Genomic DNA, 17,764 nt, shown 5'->3' on the forward strand with positions numbered 1-17,764 from the left:
CTTTTCTCAACTTTTTTCTTTACACATATTGATAAAATACTGGTGCAAGCGAACATCATCTGTTAACTCAGGATGAAAAGAGGTCACCAGCATATTCTCTTCTTGAGCTGCAACGATTTGATCGTCTACTGTTGCTAAAATTTCTACACCCTCTCCAACACTACTGATAATCGGTCCACGGATAAAAGTCATGGGAATCTGACCGACTCCCTTACATTCTGCCTCTGTATAGAAGCTTCCTAGTTGGCGTCCATAAGCATTGCGCTCAACCACTATATCCATGGTTCCAAGATGACTTTCTTCCTGAGAAGTGATTTCCTTAGCCAGCAAAATCAAGCCCGCACAAGTTCCAAAGACTGGTAATCTAGATAGAATGGCTTCTCGGATGGGAAGCAGCATGTTCTGGTCGCGCAAGAGCTTGCCCATGGTTGTAGACTCACCGCCAGGTAATATCAAACCAGCCAAATCTCTCTGATGGTGTTGAAAATCCTCTAAATTTCTGATTTCGACACTAACAACACCTAACTTTTCTAGCACTTTTGCATGTTCTGCAAAGGCACCTTGCAAGGCCAATATTCCGATTTTCATCTATTTCCCTCGCTCTGCCATGAGAATTTGAATTTCACTCTCATTGATACCAACCATGGCTTCCCCTAGGTCTTCAGAGATTTGAGCCAGAATTTGAGGATTTTGGTAGTTGGTTACGGCCTTAACAATAGCACTTGCTCGTTTAACAGGGTCGCCTGATTTGAAAATACCTGAACCGACAAAGACGCCCTCTGCACCCAGTTGCATCATTAGCGCAGCATCTGCTGGTGTTGCAACACCTCCGGCTGCAAAGTTGACAACTGGTAATTTTCCATGTTCATGAACGTATTGGACCAATTCAACAGGGACTTGCAAGTCCTTGGCAGCCACATAAAGTTCATCTTCGCGTAAATTTTGAATACGGCGAATTTCTTGATTCATCATGCGCATATGGCGAACGGCTTGAACAATGTCTCCTGTACCGGGTTCTCCTTTTGTCCGAATCATGGAAGCTCCCTCAGCGATACGACGCAAGGCTTCACCCAAATCCTTAGCTCCACAGACAAAAGGAACTTGGAATTCTTTCTTGTCCACATGGAAACGATCGTCTGCTGGAGACAGCACTTCACTCTCATCGATATAGTCAATCTCAATAGCCTCTAAAATCTGAGCTTCAACAAAATGCCCGATTCTGACCTTGGCCATCACTGGAATACTGACCGCTTCTTGGATTTCCTTAATCATCTTTGGATCACTCATACGAGAAACTCCACCAGCTGCACGAATATCAGCTGGAATCCGCTCCAAGGCCATAACAGCTGCCGCACCAGCAGCCTCTGCGATACGAGCCTGTTCAGGGTTCTGAACGTCCATGATAACCCCACCTTTGAGCATCTGTGCCAAGTTTTTATTTAGTTCATAACGATTTTCAGTCATTTCTTAATCCTCATCATTTGTATTGGTAGCTACCATTTCATTTTAAGCCAGATTAGAAGGAATCACAAGATAGAAAAACAATAATTGTCTGGGTACAGATGGATTAAAAAAACTATCTGACCTTAATTTAAGGTCAGATAGTTCAGCTATTGTTATTTTTCAGCTGTAAGTGCAGCCATTGTAATGTAGTTGTATGGTTTGTTGAAATGTGGCAAGAAGAATAGGTCTGTCAATGCCAATTTATCAATCGTTACATGCTCTTGGATAGCAAGTGAGAACATGTGGATTCCCATACTGATAGCAGCATCATGTGAAACCATTTGTGCACCAAGGATTTCGCGACTGTCTTTATCAAAGACAATCTTGATGGCAACTTCGTGGTTGTCATGCTTCATAAATTCTGGTTTTTGAAGATCGTTAAAGCCAGTTTCAGTTGCATTGTAACCTGCTGCTTTTGCTTTTTCAAGAGTCAAACCAGTCGAAACCATGTGAAGACCGTAGATAGAGATACCGTTCGATCCTTGAACTCCGATTCCTTCCAATTCATGTCCACAAGCATTGTAAGCACCAACGATACCAGTACGTACAGCGTTAGATGCAAGAGCGATGTAGCTAGTGTCTTTACGAGCATTGTCATAAACAGTCGCACAGTCACCAACAGCGTATACACCTGGGATAGATGTTTCTTGTTTCTTATCTACAAGGAAGGCACCGTTACGGAAGAGTTCAATCTTACCGTCAGCAAGAGCTGTGTTTGGACGGAAACCAACTGCAAGAACCACCATATCCACATCAAATGTTTCTTTATCTGTTACCAAGCGTTCAACTTTACCGTCACCTTGGATGGCTTTAACTGTTTGACCAAGCGCCAAGCGGATGTTGTGGTCTTCCAAGTTCTTCGCCATCATTTGGGTGAAGTCTTTGTCATAGTAGCCGTTCAAAACAGTGTCTACGATATCAACAAGCACCACTTCTTTTCCAAGACGTTCGAAAGCTTCAGCCAGCTCAACACCGATGTAACCACCACCAACAACGGCAATGCGCTCAAGGTGTTTGCTCTTGTCAGCAAGTTTTTCGATAACTTCTTCTGCATTTTGGTACAACTTAACAAATTGAACATTTTCAAGTGTTGCTTTGAATTCGCGGTTACCTTTAACGATTTCTACACCTTCGATTGGAGGCAAAATAGGAGTTGAACCTGTCGCAAAGATCAATTTATCATAAGACTCTTTGTGTTCTTTACCTTCAACTTCTGCAGTCACAAATTTGTTATCGTAGTCAATTGAAAGAACTGGTGAGTTCATGTAAATTTTAGCACCTTTTGCTTCCAATTTTTCTTTATCAGAGTAGAAGAGACCTTCTGGGCCATCAATTTGTTCCCCGATCCAAAGCGCCATTCCACAACCAAGGAATGAAATATTTGAGTTTTGGTCAAATACAACGATTTCGTTCTCATGACCAAAGTTATCCAACATCGTATTAATACAAGCTGTACCAGCGTGGTTAGCACCAACTACAACGATTTTACTCATAGAAAAATTCCTACCTTTAATTTTTGATTTACTTTTCTAGTATATCATTTACTGTTAGCGTTTACAAGGTATTTGCTCAGAATTCTCTTTTTTTCAGAAAAAAATACACTTAATATTAACAAACATTATTTTTCTATCGTTTTCATGCTAATTTTGAGCATATTTCTTGACTTTTTGTCAAAATCCATTTGTGAAAACGCTGACTTTATGGTATGCTAGTTACATGGAAAGAAAATGTAAGGGGTTTAATTTTTCTTTAACCAACTTATATTGAATGATTTCCTATGAAAAGAAAGGAGCTGGTAGCTTGCCTCTTCATTCACGTTCTGAACGGCTAATGGGAACAACTATCACGATTTCATTAGTAGATGAACAGGCTGATTGCCTACTTCAGGGTGCTTTTGACTTGCTCAAAGAGCTCGAATACCGCTTCAACGCCAACAGTCAAGAATCCGAACTGATGGAAATCAACTACCAGGCTGGAATCGCACCTGTTAAGGTTCATCCTGACCTATTTGAACTGATTGCTCTTGGACTGGAGCACAGCCTAGCTCCCTCTAGCCATCTCAATATCAGTATCGGTCCCTTGATTCAAACCTGGCGAATCGGATTTGCAGATGCACGACTTCCAGAGTTAAACGAAATCGAAGCTGTCTTGCCCCTAGTTGACCCGCATTTTATCAAGTTGGATCCGACTAGCTCTACTGTTTTTTTAGAGAAGAAAGGAATGAAGCTTGATCTAGGTTGCTTAGCCAAAGGCTATAGTGCAGATAAGGTTGCCCAGTATTTAAAAGCACACGGTGTCACCTCTGCCCTGATCAATCTCGGAGGAAATATCCTCACCATCGGGAATAACCAAGCCAAAGAAGGGAAAGCCTGGCAGATTGGGATTCAAGATCCGCGAAATCCTCGTGGCAATCATCTCCTAACCATTCCTGCTTCTAACAAATCCGTTGTCACTTCAGGTATTTATGAACGCCACCTGACAGTAGATGGAAAAGACTATCACCATATCTTTGATAGTGAGACAGGATTCCCTGTCGATACCAATCTTGCTAGCCTAACGATTGTCTCTGATAAATCCGTTGATGGTGAGATTTGGACAACGCGCCTTTTCGGAGAACGTAGCGCTTCTATCCTCTGGCAAGTCGAAAGTTTAGATGGTATCGAAGCCATTCTCATCGACAAAGAGGGACGCCTTGCATGTTCTTCAGGCCTTCAAAATTGTATTATGTAAAAAGAGAAAGGAAATCTCATGCTAAAACTTATTGCCATTGTTGGAACGAACTCTAAACGTTCTACAAACCGCCAATTGCTCCAATACATGCAAAAACACTTCGCTGATAAAGCTGAAATTGAACTCGTTGAAATCAAGGACATCCCTGTTTTCAACAAACCAGCAGATAAGCAACTTCCAGCTGAAATTCTTGAGATTGCAGCTAAAATTGAAGCCTCTGATGGTGTCATCATCGGTACTCCTGAGTACGACCACTCTATCCCTGCAGTTTTGATGAGCGCTCTTGCTTGGCTATCTTACGGTATCTACCCACTTTTGAACAAACCAATCATGATTACTGGTGCTTCATACGGCACACTTGGTTCATCTCGTGCCCAATTGCAACTTCGTCAAATCTTGAACGCTCCTGAAATTAAGGCAAATGTTCTTCCAGATGAATTCTTGCTCTCACACTCTCTTCAAGCATTTAACCCAAGTGGTGACTTGGTTGACCTTGATGTCATCAAGAAATTGGATGCCATTTTTGATGACTTCCGTATCTTCGTGAAAATTACTGAAAAATTGCGCAACGCACAAGAATTGCTTCGTAAAGATGCAGAAGAATTTGACTGGGAAAATTTGTAAGATAGGAGACCGAAAGAATGAAATTTGTTGGACTTGTTGGATCAAACTACGATCAATCATATAACCGCAAACTCTTGGAATTTATTCGTCGCAATTTCAAATTCAAATTTGAATTAGAAGTCCTTGAAATCGACGAAGTTCCAATGTTTAACCAAGACGAAAAATGGGACGAAAGCTTCCAATTACGCTTCTTGTATAACAAGATTACGCGTGCTGATGGTGTTATTATCGCTACTCCTGAGCACAACCACACTATCTCAGCTTCACTCAAATCTGTGCTCGAATGGCTTTCATACGAAGTTCATCCATTTGAAAACAAGCCTGTTATGATTGTGGGTGCATCATACTATGACCAAGGAACATCACGTGCCCAAGTTCACCTTCGTAAAATCCTTGATGCTCCAGGTGTCAATGCCTACACGCTTCCAGGTAACGAATTCCTTCTTGGTAAAGCTAAGGAAGCTTTTGATAACGACGGAAATATCACCAACGAAGGCACTGTTAAATTCCTTGAAACTTGCTTAGATAACTTTGTAAAATACGTAGGAGTCGTTTCGAAATTGAAAAAACCAAAACCAATCGAACCAGAAGACTTGGATTGTGGAAAACCAATTGCTACAACCATTACAGAAGTTGATCCTGACGATCCAGAATGGGTAGAAAAAGTTGCAGCAATCACTGGTGCTGTTTCTGGTGATACTTATGTCAAACTGGACCACGGTATCTTGACAGTTAACCAAATTGATATGTTCTTGAAAGCTATGCCATTTGAATTGACATACGCTGACGATAACAACCAATTCCTCTACTACAACAACGCTCACCAAGATCCAGACACCATGTTTGCCAAACGTGTACCACCTCAATCAGGTAACCGTATGTCGACTGTTCACAATTCTCTTCCACCAGCACGTATGAAGAATGTAGAGTGGGTCATCGGAACACTTCGCAACGGAAACCAAGAATACGTCCGTACGATCGTTCCAGGTTCTCCTGCAGGCGTCATCAATACTCACAACTACCAAGCGATGTACTATCCTGACGGATCATACGCTGGTATCAATGAAATTGTCTTTAACTTCCAACCATGGCTTGACTGGTACCTAAAAGAAACGGGTCAACGTTTGGTAGGTGGTAGCGGACCATTTGCTCCTGCCGCTGGAGGTCATGGAGACGCTGATGCTACTTCTGGCGCTTCTGATTCAGGTGATGCTGGAGGCCACGGTGGTGGCGCAGACGCTACTTCTGGTGCAAGCAACTAAGAAACCAAAAAGGAGCCATTTGGCTCCTTTTGTTATTACAACAGAAAAAGGGCTTGTAAATCATCTACAGCCCCCTTTCATTTTATGAGTTAGGATCATCTAAACTGCGACCGTGTAAACCTTTTTCACGTTGCACTTGGCGTAGTTTTTCTGGTGTGACGTCATTTCCCTCTTCATCAACAATCTTAATTCCTTCAATATGGTGACGAACAGCACGACGATAGCCTTCGATGTATTCCTCACGAAGTTTAGCTTGTTCTACTTTTTCAGCAGAAGTTAAGCCTTCTGTTTTTTTCTTTTTAGCGAGCTCGTTGATACGAGCGATTTTTTTTGAATCCATGTTTATCTCCTTTGTAAAAAGATACAGTTCGTTTAATAGAGAGTCTACTTGGTATTGATTTGGTTAAAGCGTGCAAGTTTAGCTGCTTTCTTGGTTAATTGCGACAAAACAGCCAATCGATTTTGACGAATATCTTGATCATCGGTCATTACCATAGTATTCTCAAAGAAAGCATCAATAACTGGACTAAGCGCAAAGAGTTGTTCTAATTGCTGACTTGCAGTCCCTGATAAAACGAGTGATTCTACTGCTTCCGCCAAGGCTTTCTCTTCTTCATTTTCAAAGAGAGCAGGATCAACTGTTTCAGATCCTTCTGCTTTCTCAGCCAAGTTGAAAGCACGAGAGAGAGATTCGACAGACGGTTTGAAGTTTTCTTCCTTGCTTGCTTCGACAAGAGCACTTGCTACTTCCAACATATCCGCAACGACAAAGTTCGAACTTGCAAGGACCGCTTCCTTAATGTCTTTTGGAGTAGAACCCATCATCTTATCAACACGAGCCTTGATAAAGTCCATGACCTCTGCTTTATTTCCATAAGTCAAGCTGTCAAATTTCAAAGCATAAAGGCTATCAATCAACTCATCCATAGCAATGTGCCAACCAAAAGCATCCAAGATACGAACTACACCTTGAGTTGCACGACGAAGGGCATAAGGGTCATTAGAACCTGATGGAATCAAGCCTACTGAGAAGAAACTCAAAATCGTATCCAATTTGTCTGCAATGGCTAGAATGGCTCCAATCTTGCTCTCTGGGAGAGCTCCGTCCGCTGATGTAGGCATGTAGTGTTCACGAATGGCAGCCGCAACTGCTGGAGTTTCCCCAGCAAGAAGGGCATATTTCTCACCCATAATTCCTTGGAGTTCATCAAACTCACCAACCATCCCTGTCAACAAGTCAAACTTGTAAATAGATGCTGCGCGGGCAAGATCAATCGTTTCATCCACTGATAAACCAGCTTTTTCCGCCAAAAGGACGGCAATCTGACCTGTACGAATCATGTGTTCACGAAGGGAACCAATCTTTTCGTGGAAGGTCACATGGTTCAATTTTTCAACAAGGTCAGAAATCACCAATTTTTGGTCTTCACGCCAGAAGAATTCACCGTCTTCCAAGCGGGCAACCAAGACTTTTTCATTACCCTTGATGACATTTTCCAAATACTCTGCATTTCCGTTACGGACTGAAATGAAGTTTGGTAAGAGTTTACCGTCTTGATCACGAACAACGAAGTAACGTTGGTGTTCCTTCATCGAAGTCACCAAAACTTCTTCTGGAACTTCAAGGTATTTGGCATCAAAACTTCCCATAAAGGCAGTTGGGTATTCAACCAAGTTCAAGACTTCATTCAGCAAATCAGCATCAATTTCGATACGTACACCATGTTCAGCCTCGATTGCCTTGATTTGGTCAACAATCATTTGCTCACGTTCACGAGGATCCGCAATTACAAATTGTTTACGAAGGTCTTCTTCATAACTCAATGCTGACTGAATCTTAGTTTCTTGTCCCAAGAAACGATGACCACGACTCACACGACCGCCCTTAATATCAAGGAAATCCAAGTCAAACTCTTCTTCATCTAAAAGAACAGTCAAAGTGTGTACAGGGCGGATATATTCAAAAGTGTTGTTAGCCCAGTGCATGCTGACAGGGAAAGTCAGTGACTTCAAGACGTCTACTACACCTGGAACAATGGATTCAACTGCTTGACCCACTTCTTCCTTGGTAACATAGACATATTCTTCACCCTTGATTTCACGGAATTCAATATCTTCAACTGTCAAGCCTTTTCCACGGACAAATCCTTGAGCTGCTTTGGTGAAGTTCCCATCACTATCCAAGGCAATTTTCTTTGCTGGTCCCTTGAAATCTTCTGTCAAATCAGACTGTTTGTCTGCAAGACCAGTCACACGAACAGCCAAACGGCGTGGTGTTGAGAAGGTTTGAATGTTTTCAAAGGACAGGCGGTTTTCCTTGAGGAAGGCTGCCATTTTTTCACCTAGTTGTTTTTCACTTGGAGTTACCACATAGGCTGGTAACTCTTCAAGACCGAGTTCTACTAATAAGTTTTTTGTCATGTTTTTTCCTTTACATTTTCTTCAATCTTTTTTTGATATGCACCTTAGTACTGGGGATGTCGCTAACTAACTTTTGTGAGTCTGTAAGGAAATCTTATACCAAATAAACTAAGATTTCCAACAGTCTCATCAAAGTGGATTTAGCTGACTGATTTTTGAACCCAAGGTTTCAAAAATCCCCACATAACAGTACGGCGTTGCATATCCCTCTAGCAAGTCTTCGACTTGCCTTTAACGATTTTAGAGCACAGTATTACTTACTATTCTGCGTCTTCTGCTAAGAGTTTAGCTCGTGTTGCTTCATCCAAAAGTGGGTAGCCTAGGCGTTTGCGTTCTGCGACAAAGGTTTTGGCTACGACACGGGCCAAGTTACGGATACGAGCGATATAGCCTGCACGCTCTGTTACAGATACGGCACCACGCGCGTCAAGTAGGTTAAAGGTATGTGAACATTTGAGAACATAGTCATAGGCAGGGTGAACCAAGCCTTCTTTTAATGCACGACCAGCTTCCTTTTCAAACTTATCAAAGTTTTCAAGCAACATTTCTTGATCCGAAATTTCAAATGAATATTTTGAGTGCTCGTACTCAGGCTGGATGAAGATTTCTCCATATTTTACGCCATCAGCCCACTCGATATCATAGACAGAGTCCACTTCTTGAATGTAAGAAGCCAAACGTTCCAAACCATAGGTAACTTCCGAAGTCACAGGGCCAGTTGCCAATCCACCAACTTGTTGGAAATAAGTGAACTGAGTGATTTCCATCCCATCAAGCCAAACTTCCCAACCGAGACCAGCTGAACCAGTAGAAGGGTTTTCCCAGTTGTCCTCAACGAAACGAATATCGTGTTCCAAAGGGTTGATTCCCAATTTTTCTAAAGACTCAAGGTAAAGTTCTTGGATATTTGATGGAGAAGGCTTCATGACCACTTGGAATTGGTGGTGTTGGTAGAGACGGTTAGGATTTTCCCCGTAACGACCGTCAGCAGGACGACGTGATGGTTCTACATACGCTGCATTCCATGGCTCAGGACCAATAGCACGAAGGAAAGTGTAAGGACTCATTGTCCCCGCACCTTTTTCATTGTCATAAGCCTGCATGAGCATACAACCTTGGTCATTCCAAAATTGTTGTAAAGTCAAAATAATTTCTTGAAATGTTAATTTCTTAGACATTGAATACTCCTTAATAAAAAATGATTTTTTGCGACACGAGTCTGCCTTGTCGATTATACGAGGCAAGACGAGTTAGTACTGCGTCTAGCTCAGGCACTCTAGTGCTGAGCGTGGGGCAGTCCGACTGTAAGGAGGTCTATGCCACTGACGCAGTAGAAAGTCAATTTTTTAGACATTGTTTACTCCTTTAATTTATATTATCTTTTTAGCTTTATTCATCAAGCAACCAAGAAAAAGCTGGATCCTGAAAAATATGACGTTTGGGAACCGTTTGTAAATTCTGATCGCATTCGTCTATTGTACCTAATTTCAAAGCACAGACTTCTGGTATATTTTCTTGAGCAGTGAAAATTTGACTATGACAGTTCTGACAGTAATAGCGTTGTTTTCCTGGAGATGAACTATAGGTAACCAACTGTTCTTTTCCATGCAATACTAGGTTTTTACTGCTAACTTTGGCATTCACTGTATAGGCAGACGCAGTTGCTTTCCGACAGAATGAGCAGTGGCAAAAAACTAATTCCGACAATTCATCATCTAAAGTGTAGGTCACTGCTTTGCATAAACAAGATCCTTTAAGCATTATGCTCCTTTCTACTTAGGCATTAGAGGAAATTCAAAAAGAACCGAATTTCAACACCCAAGCCTTGCGACTAGGGGCGTCAGAAACGCGGTTCCACCCTAATTTATTACTTCATTGTTTTTAAAAATACGACAGAAAGTGCCAGTTTCTTACCTTGTTCTACTTGGCTCCCACTACCCCAAGCTCGCTTGAAGAACGCCATAAGACTTTCTTTCCTAGCTAGTATTATAGCAGATTTTCTAGTTAGTGTAAACCAAAAATGAGTCTGAAAACAAAGTTCCAGACTCATTTAATAGTAAAACTTCAGAAACTCCTGTTTAAGGATGTCTTTTCGCTTTTGGTTTTTTGCCATGTAGATTTCTCTTGGCTTGTTTCAATGCTGTAATGGCATCTTTGACATCTTCTTGGCTCGCTCCTGGATCTTTAAGGAGTTCCTGTGCCTCTTTAAAAGTTAGAAGATAGGCTGCTTTTTCTTTCTTGTCTGCATAGATAAATCTCGCACTCTTTTCTTGGAAAAGGCGTTCATCCTTGACCAGTTTCTTCAGACTAGAGAAGTCAGTAGCTTTGCCATTTAGTTTGCTTTTAGCTGTTGCTAGGGCAATGAGAGATTGGTCAATTTGATCCTGTTTAACTTTAGGATCCACAGCTAGTAAAGCGATTTCTTGGAAGGCACGATCATAAGCTCGACGTACTTTTTCCTTGGCATTAGCATATCGTCCAGTTTTAGTCGTTGCGTAGTAAGCTTTCATAGCTTCTTTCAAGGCTGTAACGTTCGAATCTTTTCCATCCAAAGCTTTACCAGCAGCTTCAAGACTAGCGAGAACGCCATCAATCAATTCTTGCTTTAATTTGCTTGACAAGGCTGACTGTGCCACTTGGAAAGCTCGGTCATAGGCTTTTCTCTTATCTGCACTACTATTAAAGTAACGAGACGTTTCTACCAGTTCTTTTTGTTGATTTACCGCAGCAATCAAGGCCAACTTAGACACAACAGATAGACGCAAAGCATTATTTCGACCTGGCTGAACGAGCAAGGAAACAAGATCTTCAAGGAGTTCATATCCAGTTGGCAAGGTGACTTGTACAGTATAACGACCTGTAGCAACTTTCTTACCAAAGGCGTATTGACCGTATTTTTCAGCGGGAAGAGTGATACTTGCCCCATCTTCTCCTTTCAGAACCACAGTAGTCGTCTTTGGAACTGCTTGATTGAAGGAAACAGACACAGGTGCATATTCTAAGAGATTTGCTAGGAAGGTAATGGTTTGGAAACTATTTTCTTCCGTCAAGTCAAACTCTTTGGACAAGGCACTGATAAATTTCAATTCTGTTCGATCATAACTGAAAATTTCTGCTGTATAATGACCAAATTGTAAGAAATGAATCGCTTTTGTCTTGTCAACATCAACATATTGCCCCTTGCTATTTTTGATTCGATAGACGTAGAGGGTATCAATATCTTGGTTTGTTTTTGCATCCTTCAAGTCAATTTTAACTCGACCACTATTTTGATCGCGGACAAGTTCGGCAAGTGAGATATAGTCTACATTTCCTGCATAGTCCTCAACAAGATAGTAAATATTAGCCTTATCAACATCCTTAGGAAGTGTATAACTACCGTCAGCATTGGCCTTAATCAGATGGGTGTTCTCAAGCGCACGAGTTCCAGACTGGTCTTTTCCAGTTAGAACCATGGTCCCTTTCTGGTCAAATGGTGTGAGGTAGAAGACTTTTTCTGAAAGAATACCACCTTGACCCACATCTTTTGGTTTGCGAGCTACGAATTCTTGGTTTCCATCTTTAAAGCGAATATATCCACTTGTGATGACAGGTTTTTGAGTATCAATTTGAATTTTGAAGGTCGTGTATTGTTCTTTGGCTCCTGGAACGTCTGGTGTATAACTGATAACATAGTCATATAAACCATCTGCAACAGTATTGCCATCAAAATTCTGACCTCTCCAAGCAGTATTATCTAGAATATAGCTTTTCAGATTTCTACTGTCTCCATCAAAATAATTCTTGCGAAGATCCTTTGCATCGCCCTCCCAAATAGGATGTTCATGCTTGGTATCCGTAGCCGCATAAACTGTTGCCCGAAGATTTACAAGATTTCTCAAAGCAACCGTTTTGTATTCAACTAGGTCTTTGTTTCCATCATCATTTGGAGAAATGGCAATACGGACATTCCCTTTTTCGTCCAACTGAAGAACATGCTTACCTTCAGCATTTTGTTCAATCCCAAGAACGGTAATTCGGCGTCCTTGGCGTTGACCTTTAGACACTAGAAGGTCATTTTGCAAGGTGGCTAGATAGGTCGCATCATTAGAGTAGTTAACGGCAGGATTTTCCTTGTCTACTTCTGTGTAAAATCCATTTTTTCCTTCTCGAACAAGGTTGTAAATTGGTTTTTCGACAGCGGGGAGATTTTGGAATTCACCTCGGAAGCCCATAAATGCAAGGCTCACAATATCCCCGTCATCTGCTGGATCTACAAAGCGAACAAACCCTTCAAGGAAATAGCCATTTGGCATTTGTTTGCTGAGTTCAGCAGCAAATTTTCGAGCATCTACTTTAACAGTGACTGTTTGACTGCTGTGGGCTTTGACCGTCACTTCAGGCCAGACTGTCTCCGTTAGTTTTCGAGGTCGAAGGGTGAATTTTCCATCTTGGACTTCGTCTGTATTGGTATTCACCACCATCTTGAGAGTGCGGTCAGTATCTGAAATGTTGTGTACAGTGACCTTGAAAGTAAATTGATCTCCAACATTTCCTAAAGTCACGCTTGGATAACCATTTTCACCCGTTACATAGAGGTCTGTTGACACTGCAGCAGCTGTATCCACAATACCAGAACCTTGCTGACGAGGAGAGGTATAAGTGCCTGTGTCCTTATTAACATGTGGTTTTGCAGTTGACATGATCAAGGCCTTGACAGTCTCTGATACTTGCTCAGGAGTCAATTCTGGATGGTGTTTTTGGAGGTATTCCTTAACCAGAACTGCAACACCCGTAACGTGAGGAGCCGCCATACTGGTGCCACTGATACTTCCATAGGTATTGTCATTAAAGGATGAGTAGATATTGCCACCAGGAGCTGTTACGTCTGGTTTCAATTGTCCATCGGTAGTCACTCCCCAACTTGAAAAGTCAGATAGCTGATTGGCTACATCGGAAGGGCGATTATCCATCTTACCATTAAAAACAATCTTATAGTTTCCTGATTTTAAGGCTTCACCATACTGTTTAGAAATAAATACAGAAGGAATTTTCTTTGCCTCATCATCAATAGACATATTGATATTTGCACCTTCTACATTATTGTAGATCAAAGCACCAACTGCACCGTGTTTTCGTGCATTTTTGATCTTCTCTGAAAAGTTCATGGCTCCACGCTGAATGAGGGCAAGTTTCCCAGTTAAATCCAACTTCGCAAAGTCTTCTTCACGACCTAAGCCTGCTTCGACGTATTCGTACTCTTTTCCTTTTTCAAAGTCCTTATCTGCTTCAGGTTGATTATAATCAAATTTTCCGTTATGAAGGCCGGCATTTCCCTCTAGACCTTTAACTTCAAAAACGGCTGTTGTCAATGTTTTATTGTTGACAGAAGCAACTGAAATTGAGTCTTCAACAGTGGATGGATTTCCAACCAAGCCATAGTCTGGGTTTTCGGCTAGCGGTTTTGAATAACCATTTCCGAATGTATTGCTATTTCCTGCTGAGATAAGAACAGACACTCCCTTGGCACGAGCCCGTTTGATGGCATCCACAATATCAGAACCAGCATCCACCATAGAACCTGTGCTAGATCCCAAACTCATATTAATGGCATCTGCTCCCAAGGCAACTGCGTCATCAATCGCCTTTACATAAAGGGCAGAACTGGTCGTTTTTTGGCGGTCTGAAAAGACACGCATAAACATAACTTGAGCTTCTGGCGCCACACCATAGACCTTTTCACCATTTGGTGCTTCTTTATCAGGGTTTCCAGCTGCAATCCCTGTTACGTGCATCCCATGAGAAGTTCTTTCTGCTTCTTTGATTTTATCTGTTCCGTCAAAGTAATCGTAGGCATAGACAACCTTATCACTATACCATTTACCGTAATCGATTCCAGCAGCCTTTTTAGCTGCTTCGATGGCTTCCTTGTTTTTAAATTTTGCTTTTGACGGATCCGAAATTCGAAGTACCTCATGATTCAAATCAAGTCCAGAGTCAATAATGGCAACAACGGTCCCCGTCCCCTTGTAACCAGCCTTCCAAGTTTTTGGTACTGTGATGATATCATTGCTTGAAAGACTATTGGGTTTTGCAGACTCAGCTTTTTCTTGTTCTTTTTCAGTAGTTGCCGTTTCTCCAGTAGTTTTAGGAGCTGTCGTTGCTTGAGTCTCTTTTTTCTCTATTGTAGAAGCCTTCTCAGTAGCAGGCGCTGGACTGGCATCTACTGTTGTTTCTTTTTGGACGACACCTTGATTCTCTTCATTTGCAACTGCGCTATCTTTTCCTGATTCTTGGACTTCAGCAGTTTTATCAACCGGAGCTTCTACCTTAGCATCTTGTTTACTAGCATCCTCTTTAGAAGTTTCAGCTTCTTGTTTCTCTCTAACTACTGGTGCTATCCCATTAGTGGTAGTTAAGTCAGTCGCAGAGTTTGAGTGTTTATCGTCTTTTAGCTCTGTCTTGATTGCCTGAGTTTGTGCTTGATTTTCACCTGTACTCTGCTCATTAGCACTGACTTGACTTGCTCCAAAAACCAAAGCAGTTCCCAATAAAACTGAAGCAAGACCAAATTTGTATTTCCTTAATGAAAAACGTTGTCGTCTATTCATAAATAATCTCCTTTTTCTTTAAAGTATACCTATTATAACGCAAATAATCATAAATTTTCATAAAAATCTGAATTGTCACAAAAATGTAATATTTACGTATATATTTTACTTATTTAATTTTATCATTCGTGTTATTTGCTCCATCAAACCAAAGTTTTTTAAATTCGTTCCTATATTTCAATCCATAAAATTATTTCATTATACAAACAATTTAGATTTTTTATACACAAAAAGACTAGGATTTAAAATTCCTAGTCTTTGTTATTTCGGTATAAATAGATTTCACAAACTAAAAATCCATCTCATCCACACGAGGTGCGCCCGAAGTCACTGAAATTGTCTTTAAGACTTCTCGCTCGTCTTTGCTGAGTTCAATTCCAAAACAGTCAAGATTGCTCTGGATGCGAGAGGCTGTCACTGACTTAGGTAGGGGTAAAAATCCTTCTGCCAAACTCCAAGCCAAGGCGATTTGAGCCACTGATTTCCCATGCTTAGCAGCAATTTCTTGGACTTCTTTCTGTTCAAACAACTCTCCTTGGCCAAAAGGTCCCCAAGCCTCTAAGAGAATTCCTTTCTCTTTACAGTAGTCAACCACTTCCTCTTGATAAACTCCTGGTGCCAAGCGTACCTGATTGACCGTAGGGATGATTCTTGCTGTCTCAAGTAAGGCATCCAAATGATGAGGAAGGAAATTACTAACGCCGATAGCACGGATTTTGCCTTCTTGGTAAAGATCCTCCATAGCTCTCCAGACTTCAGCATTGCGAGTTTTCCATTCGCCATTTTCTCTTAGTGGTTTTGGATTTGGCCAATGGATAAGGTACAAATCTAGATAATCCAATCCCAGTTTTTCCATTGATTCTTCAAATGCTTGGCGAGCTTCATCATAGCTGTGATTGGTATTCCAGAGTTTGGTCGTTACAAAGATTTCTTGTCTTGGAATACCGCTATCTCGAATAGCACGACCAACACTTTCCTCATTTTTATAGATAGCTGCAGTATCGATATGACGATAACCAGCCTTTAAGGCTTCTAAAACGGCTTGGTAGGCTACCTCTCCATTTTCAGCTTTCCATGTTCCAAATCCTAGTACAGGAATCCAAACTCCATTATTAAGGGTGTAAGATTTCATCGTTTTTCCTTTCTATGTGAAGAAAATCTAAAGAAACAAAATCCTGATTATCAGAACACTTGCTCCTTTAGATTTTAACAATTATTGATCACGATCGTAATAGATCTCGTGAGCTTTTAAGCGAGAATTGAGCAATTCAGGAACGGTCACAAATGTATACCCTTCACCCTTTAAATACTCAATGACACTTGGTAGGGAATTAACTGAAGGACCATGGATATCATGCATGAGAATGATAGAACCATTGCGAACCTGACGTTGAATCTCTGTCAAAATGGCTGTCTCGTTTTTACTCTTCCAGTCCAAACTATCCACGTCCCACATGATGAAGCTTAAATCAAGGCCGTTTCGAATATCATCAGTGATGGCACCATAAGGTGGGCGCATCAGTTTAGAGCTTGATCCTAAAACTTGAGTCAACAAATCTTCTGTATCAGTGATTTGCTTTTTAGCATCTTCGAGGGATAATTTAGAAAGGATAGGGTGATCCCAGCTATGATTTCCCACAACATGACCTTCCGATTTCATTCGTTTCAGAAGATCCTCATTTCCTGCTATGTTTTTTCCAAGTACAAAGAAGGTTGCTTTTACACCATACTTAGCCAAGGTATCCAAGGCTTGTGGAGTTGTAGTCGGATTTGGACCATCATCAAAGGTCAAGGCTACAACCTTTTTATTTTTCTTGGCAAAGTAAGCTTGATAAAGCTCAGCATCCTTTTCTAATAGATAAGAGGAATCAATGACATCAAAGAAACTAGATATTGGTAAAGCAATTTCTTCAACAGTCTCTCCAGGATTAGCAGGATAAAGGATGATTTGACTATCTTTATAATCAAAACTCCAAGATGCCAAATCCTGATCTGTGAAGTTTTTGACAACCTGATCAATTTTTGTCTGGTCAAGTTTCTTATCTTCTAGAATTGATTTGATTTGACTCAGTAAGAGTTCCTTAGCCTTGCTTGCATCTTTGAAGAGTTTGCTGAGGTCAAAATCTTTCCCATCTTCAGTCAAGAAAATTTTTCCTAAAGAAGTCTTTTCTTTTTCTTCAACCTTTGATGCAGATAAATCGTAGACTTGCTTGCTGATATTACGAGCAACAACTCCCTTTAGGACAGGATCCAGCTGCTCAGTATAATAAAAGACCAAATCCTCTTTATCTTCTAGATTTTCTTTGATGTCTTGGTTGATTTTTTCTCTAATAGACGCAATAACTTCCTCTCCTTGCAGAGGGTAGTAGGCAATCACCTCCGCTTGCCCTTTTCGGAAATTGTCCCTCTGACTACCTGAGTTGAATTGCTGATCCTTTTCGCTTTTTAACGCTTCAATTTTTTGTTCATAAGATTGCTTTTGTAGAACCTTGTAGCCAATGGTACTTCCCAAAAGAATCATAGCGATTCCTAAGATCCCAACAAAGGAAAGCAATAACCTTCTCTTTTTATCGTGAGAAACACGGTTCATATTTTTCTTCATATTTCCATCATATCAAATCAAAGCTATTATTT

13 protein-coding genes are annotated in these 17,764 nt (G+C 41.0%); 3 read left to right on the top strand and 10 right to left on the bottom strand.

What is annotated here, in order from left to right; all coding sequences use genetic code 11:
• Positions 1 to 6: 6 nt before the first annotated feature.
• The 3 genes from pdxT to nox form a co-directional block, all read right to left on the bottom strand.
• Positions 7 to 588, bottom strand: coding sequence for a pyridoxal 5'-phosphate synthase glutaminase subunit PdxT (gene pdxT, locus HMPREF1149_RS08795; RefSeq protein ID WP_000689960.1), 582 nt, complete (start codon positions 586 to 588; stop codon positions 7 to 9).
• On the bottom strand, positions 589 to 1,464 hold the full coding sequence (gene pdxS, locus HMPREF1149_RS08800; RefSeq protein WP_000138521.1) for a pyridoxal 5'-phosphate synthase lyase subunit PdxS: 876 nt from the start codon (positions 1,462 to 1,464) through the stop codon (positions 589 to 591). It lies immediately after the preceding gene.
• 152 nt (positions 1,465 to 1,616) lie between these two features.
• The gene (gene nox / locus HMPREF1149_RS08805) at positions 1,617 to 2,996 is read right to left on the bottom strand and encodes a H2O-forming NADH oxidase (protein ID WP_000036759.1); all 1,380 of its coding nucleotides are present in this window, start codon (positions 2,994 to 2,996) and stop codon (positions 1,617 to 1,619) included.
• Positions 2,997 to 3,303: 307 nt separating this feature from the next.
• Between nox and HMPREF1149_RS08810 the strand changes: the two genes are divergently transcribed.
• From HMPREF1149_RS08810 to HMPREF1149_RS08820, 3 genes are read left to right on the top strand one after another with little or no spacing between them, the layout of a single operon-like run.
• Entirely contained in the window at positions 3,304 to 4,233 is a 930-nt protein-coding gene (locus tag HMPREF1149_RS08810; RefSeq protein ID WP_025170456.1) for an FAD:protein FMN transferase, read from the top strand.
• Positions 4,234 to 4,251: 18 nt separating this feature from the next.
• Positions 4,252 to 4,857 carry an NADPH-dependent FMN reductase gene (locus HMPREF1149_RS08815; protein WP_000915933.1) on the top strand — a complete coding sequence of 202 codons (606 nt, stop codon included), beginning with the start codon at positions 4,252 to 4,254 and terminating at the stop codon, positions 4,855 to 4,857.
• A 17-nt stretch (positions 4,858 to 4,874) separates the two neighbouring features.
• Positions 4,875 to 6,119, top strand: coding sequence for an NAD(P)H-dependent oxidoreductase (locus HMPREF1149_RS08820; RefSeq protein WP_000673667.1), 1,245 nt, complete (start codon positions 4,875 to 4,877; stop codon positions 6,117 to 6,119).
• A gap of 82 nt (positions 6,120 to 6,201) precedes the next feature.
• Here the strand turns inward: HMPREF1149_RS08820 and HMPREF1149_RS08825 are convergent, their stop codons facing one another.
• From HMPREF1149_RS08825 to pgdA, 7 genes are all read right to left on the bottom strand, one after another.
• Positions 6,202 to 6,459 (bottom strand): DUF896 family protein, encoded by a 258-nt coding sequence (locus tag HMPREF1149_RS08825; protein ID WP_000377481.1) that lies wholly within the window; start codon positions 6,457 to 6,459, stop codon positions 6,202 to 6,204.
• 44 nt (positions 6,460 to 6,503) lie between these two features.
• The gene (gene glyS / locus HMPREF1149_RS08830; protein WP_000164777.1) at positions 6,504 to 8,540 is read right to left on the bottom strand and encodes a glycine--tRNA ligase subunit beta; all 2,037 of its coding nucleotides are present in this window, start codon (positions 8,538 to 8,540) and stop codon (positions 6,504 to 6,506) included.
• A 260-nt stretch (positions 8,541 to 8,800) separates the two neighbouring features.
• Complete coding sequence (gene glyQ, locus HMPREF1149_RS08835; protein ID WP_000038747.1) at positions 8,801 to 9,718, bottom strand: glycine--tRNA ligase subunit alpha; 918 nt, start codon at positions 9,716 to 9,718, stop codon at positions 8,801 to 8,803.
• Between the two features lie 211 nt (positions 9,719 to 9,929).
• Positions 9,930 to 10,301 (bottom strand): GFA family protein, encoded by a 372-nt coding sequence (locus HMPREF1149_RS0102160; RefSeq protein ID WP_000912009.1) that lies wholly within the window; start codon positions 10,299 to 10,301, stop codon positions 9,930 to 9,932.
• A 317-nt stretch (positions 10,302 to 10,618) separates the two neighbouring features.
• The gene (locus tag HMPREF1149_RS08845) at positions 10,619 to 15,130 is read right to left on the bottom strand and encodes a S8 family serine peptidase (protein WP_001081920.1); all 4,512 of its coding nucleotides are present in this window, start codon (positions 15,128 to 15,130) and stop codon (positions 10,619 to 10,621) included.
• Between the two features lie 289 nt (positions 15,131 to 15,419).
• Positions 15,420 to 16,262: an aldo/keto reductase gene (locus tag HMPREF1149_RS08850; RefSeq protein WP_000844582.1), complete on the bottom strand. Its 843-nt coding sequence runs from the start codon at positions 16,260 to 16,262 to the stop codon at positions 15,420 to 15,422.
• A gap of 81 nt (positions 16,263 to 16,343) precedes the next feature.
• Entirely contained in the window at positions 16,344 to 17,732 is a 1,389-nt protein-coding gene (pgdA, locus tag HMPREF1149_RS08855; RefSeq protein WP_009067703.1) for a peptidoglycan-N-acetylglucosamine deacetylase PgdA, read from the bottom strand.
• Between the last annotated feature and the right edge of the window lie 32 nt (positions 17,733 to 17,764).

The sequence above is a fragment of the Streptococcus sp. BS35b genome (genome assembly GCF_000286475.1).
In the GTDB taxonomy this organism is placed as follows: Bacteria; Bacillota; Bacilli; order Lactobacillales; family Streptococcaceae; genus Streptococcus; species Streptococcus oralis_W.